The sequence below is a fragment of the Vibrio sp. V42_P2S4T144 genome (assembly GCF_009904715.1).
GTDB lineage: Bacteria > Pseudomonadota > Gammaproteobacteria > Enterobacterales > Vibrionaceae > Vibrio > Vibrio alginolyticus.
The window spans coordinates 1-2514 of sequence record NZ_WXWS01000092.1 but is presented as its reverse complement, the minus strand read 5'-3'; the positions used below and the strand labels follow the sequence as shown (position 1 = coordinate 2514).

The window sequence follows — 2514 nt, the reverse complement described above, 5'->3', positions numbered from 1 at the left end:
ATATATACCCAAGTGGCTTTAAAAACGATTGAAACCACTTCGCTATGTAACCAAGCAACGCGCACTGCGCAAAGTGAATGAAAACTTTATGATTACCTTCTCTGATATTCAGTTACTGCGTGGCGGTAAACCTCTTTTAGACCAAGCTTCTGCGACTATTCACCCTGGCGATAAAGTCGGTCTTGTGGGCAAAAACGGCTGCGGTAAATCAACGCTGTTTGCCCTACTGAAAGATGAACTGTCAATTGATGCTGGCTCATTTAGCCAACCTCAACACTGGGAGTTGGCCTGGGTCGCACAGGAAACGCCTGCGCTAGAGCGCACTGCACTGGAATACGTCATTGATGGTGATCGCGAGTACCGCGCTCTCGAAAAGCAGTTAGCTGAAGCAGAAACACAAGACAACGGAACCCTAGTTGCCGAGATACACGGTAAAATTGAAACCATTGGTGGTTACAGCATTCGCGCTCGCGCGGCAGAACTGCTCGATGGTTTAGGGTTCAGCCAAGAGCAAATGAGTTGGAGTTTGACCCAATTCTCGGGTGGTTGGCGTATGCGTCTTAACTTGGCTCAAGCGCTATTGTGTCGTTCTGACTTATTGCTACTCGACGAACCAACCAACCACTTGGATTTGGACGCGGTAATGTGGTTAGAGCGTTGGCTACAAAACTACCCTGGCACGCTGATTCTGATCTCGCACGACCGAGACTTCCTTGATCCAATTGTTGGTCGCATCATTCACATCGAGAATCAGCAGCTGAACGAATACACGGGTAACTACTCGTCATTCGAAAACCAACGCGCACAAAAGATGGTGTTGCAACAAGCGATGTTTGAAAAGCAACAGAAGCAGATGTCGCACATGCAAAGCTACATCGACCGCTTCCGTTACAAAGCATCAAAAGCACGCCAAGCCCAAAGCCGTATCAAAGCTTTGGAGCGCATGGAAAAAGTACTGCCAGCTCAATTCGATAACCCATTTAGCTTTCAATTCCGTGAGCCAGCTGCGCTGCCAAACCCAATCATGATGATGGATGAAGTATCTGCAGGTTACGGTGACAACCTCATCTTAGAGAAGATCCGCTTGAACTTGGTTCCTGGCAGTCGTATTGGTCTACTCGGCCGTAATGGTGCGGGTAAATCGACCTTAATCAAGCTGCTCTCTGGTGAACTTAACGCGCAAGGTGGTGACCTAACTTACTCACAAGGCGTGAAAATTGGTTACTTCGCTCAGCACCAGTTAGAAACGCTTCATCCTGAAGAAACGCCGCTGCAACACATGATGCAAATCGCACCCGATCAAACCGAACAGCAGCTACGTGATTACCTAGGTAGCTTTGGCTTCCAAGGTGACAAAGCACTAGAAAAAGTTGCGCCGTTTTCTGGTGGCGAAAAAGCCCGTTTGGTATTGGCTTTAATTGTGTGGCAAAAGCCAAACCTGTTGCTACTTGATGAACCGACCAACCACTTAGACTTGGACATGCGCCAAGCACTTACGATGGCACTGCAAACATTCGAAGGTGCGATGGTGATTGTTTCGCACGACCGCTATTTACTGCGCGCTACGACCGATGACTTGTATTTAGTGCATGATCGACAAGTTGCTCCGTTCGACGGTGATTTAAATGACTATTATAAATGGTTAACCGAACAACAAAGAGCGGAACGCAAAGAAGCGCAGGCTGCGCAGCCAAGCAAAGATACGGCCAACAGCGCAGCTGCGAAGAAAGAGCAAAAACGTCGCGATGCAGAGTTTCGAAAACAGACAGCGCCAATTCGCAAAACGCTGACACAACTAGAAAATAAAATGGATAAGTTAGGTGCTGCACTGGCCGAAGCTGAAGAACAATTGGCGGACAACTCACTGTATGCGGCCGAAAATAAAGCTAAACTTAACCAAGTGCTGGCACTTCAAGCTTCCAGTAAAGCTGAGCTCGAAGAAATTGAAATGGAATGGATGTCTGCTCAAGAAACGTTGGAGCAGATGGAGCTAGAGTTTAATCAATGAGTAATCAACACGCTGAATACACACTCACCCTAGAACACCTTTGGCAGTTTAGTCTGCAATTTTATGGTGTGCGAGAAGTGAAAGAGGCGTGCTTATCATTACAGAACAACTACCACGGTAACGTGAACCTACTCCTGCTGCTCAGATGGCTCGATGAGCAGCAACTCATTTTCCAAGAAAAAGACTGGCCCTTGGTGCAAGACTGTCTAGGTAGGAGCGAAACTTTACTTCACTCCTTTCGCGACCTTCGTCGCCACCTTAAGTCTCAAGTCAATGACGCTTTGTATCGTGAGACCTTGCAGTTTGAGCTGCAACTAGAAAAGCAGCAACAAGCGGATTTGGTGGACTGCATTAACTCACTTGCACTACTCAAAAATGATGGTGACCCACTGACGTTGAGATACTGTCGTCAACTCGGTGGGGAGCATTTGCAGCAAGCCTTTGCTATTCCGGTGCCAAACATTCAACCACCAAAACGCCCATAAATCTGTAGAATACCTATAATC

Annotated in this window: 2 protein-coding genes; both read left to right on the top strand. The window is 47.4% G+C overall.

Going from position 1 to position 2514, the window contains the following annotated elements:
- Positions 1 to 88: 88 nt before the first annotated feature.
- Positions 89 to 2008 carry an ABC transporter ATP-binding protein gene (locus CAG68_RS02910; RefSeq protein ID WP_042523641.1) on the top strand — a complete coding sequence of 640 codons (1920 nt, stop codon included), beginning with the start codon at positions 89 to 91 and terminating at the stop codon, positions 2006 to 2008.
- Positions 2005 to 2493, top strand: coding sequence for a TIGR02444 family protein (locus tag CAG68_RS02905; RefSeq protein ID WP_033907158.1), 489 nt, complete (start codon positions 2005 to 2007; stop codon positions 2491 to 2493). The genes CAG68_RS02910 and CAG68_RS02905 overlap by 4 nt, the downstream gene beginning before the upstream one ends.
- Positions 2494 to 2514 lie beyond the last annotated feature (21 nt).